Raw genomic sequence first — 1449 nt, 5'->3', positions numbered from 1 at the left:
GGCGCCGTCTCTGTTCGCCCTCGGTGAGCCGACTCACGGGATCAAGGCTTTTCCGTTGCTGCGCAACGAACTTCTCGGCCAGCTGGTCGAACGAGTCACTCGACCAGTTTTGCGATCCACTCGGTGGTGTGTGCGGTGACATGGTCGATGTCGGCGAGGTAGAGGTCGAGGTGCCCGTCCGCTATGTGGCGGGCGAAGTTTTCATCGCCCCCGTCCGCGGCCTCACGCATGAACGTTGTCAGCGCCGTCAAACGAGGCACCACGTGGTTCAGTGCACCGATGCGCAATTGCTGATCCGCGCCATAGGCGTCGAGGAATGCCCGCGCCCGCGTGCCCTGGACATACGATGACGCTGGGGCTCCATTGTGTCGGCCACTGGTCAGGGGCGCGAATCGATACAGCGCGTACGCCAGATCCCAGGAGCGCGGTCCCGGTCCGGCTGTGTCGAAGTCGAAGATCCCACGGGCCTGATCGCCGACGAACACACAGTTGTACGGCGCGAAGTCGTTGTGGCAGATCACTTCGACTGGCTCCCGGGCCGGCCAACGCCACCCACCGCGCCACCGGCCGGCCACGTCGACGGTCGCGTCGTGGAACCGCCGCAAAAGGCGGCCCGCGCTGATCAGGGCCGCCTCACTGCCCACCGCGGGGGTCCATGGGTAGTGCCCGACCTCGCCCGGCACATAGGTGAACACATCGCGGCCGCGTTCGTCGGTGCCGAACGGGTATGGTGCGTCGTCGAACCCGACGTCGCGAAGCCGGACAAGCAGTTCGCGCACCCGCGGGCTCCACGGCTGCAGCAGGCGGCGAACAGTGTCACCGACCCGAACCACCGGGTCCGTGTTCCCTCCATACAAAAAATCCTCGTCCGATCCGTTGATCACCGCGTCTCCCGTTTGATAGACCTTGAGCAGGCCGTCGGCGTAACGGGCCTTGATTGCAACGCAATTGTGCAGGGGATTGCGGTGGCCGTGTGCGTCGGCCAGATTGGATGCCACAAACAGGGACACCGAGTTGCAGGGTGCCACGGTGGTTGACGATGGCGACGTGCTTGTCGCGGTCCCTCGCCAGCCCCGGCCAGTCTGTATCGACACGGTTCAAGGCCATACGGAGTCGGCTGACCAACTCGCCACCGGGCTCGCAGAGGGGAACGGACGGAAGTCTAGGTTCGCAACGGGCTACTGAACACGGTCACCGCGTGGTCCTGCCGTGCTCTCCCCAGGTGCGCAGTGTGGCTGGATGCACGCCGAGACGGCGCGCGAGCTCACCCACCGTCAATGCTGGACCACGCACGCGTGCCGGTGCTGTGGTGGACAGAGTCCCCAGCGCTGTGGCTACCTCGGTGCGAGTGCCACGCTCGGCGAGCAGCGTCACGTGCGCACTGTCGATCAGGCGGTAGGCGGACTCGGTGTCGCCCTGATTGGTCGCCCGCATGATTTCCGTAGCTTG

The 1449-nt window shown here is 65.5% G+C and carries 1 protein-coding gene and 1 pseudogene; both read right to left on the bottom strand.

All coding sequences use genetic code 11. The features are described 5' to 3' along the window. Nucleotides 1-95: 95 nt before the first annotated feature. Nucleotides 96-1010, bottom strand: a complete 915-nt coding sequence (locus tag ACFQ6H_RS29770) for a phosphotransferase (protein ID WP_378650435.1) — start codon at nucleotides 1008-1010, stop codon at nucleotides 96-98. A 196-nt stretch (nucleotides 1011-1206) separates the two neighbouring features. Then, nucleotides 1207-1449 (bottom strand): annotated as a pseudogene (locus tag ACFQ6H_RS29765) (MerR family transcriptional regulator); the annotation flags it as partial.

Origin of the sequence: Rhodococcus sp. NPDC056506 (assembly GCF_042794945.1) — a bacterium.
Classification (GTDB): Bacteria; Actinomycetota; Actinomycetes; order Mycobacteriales; family Mycobacteriaceae; genus Rhodococcus_F.
The sequence above is the reverse complement of the archived record's forward strand: the minus strand, read 5'-3'. Positions and strand labels throughout refer to the sequence as shown.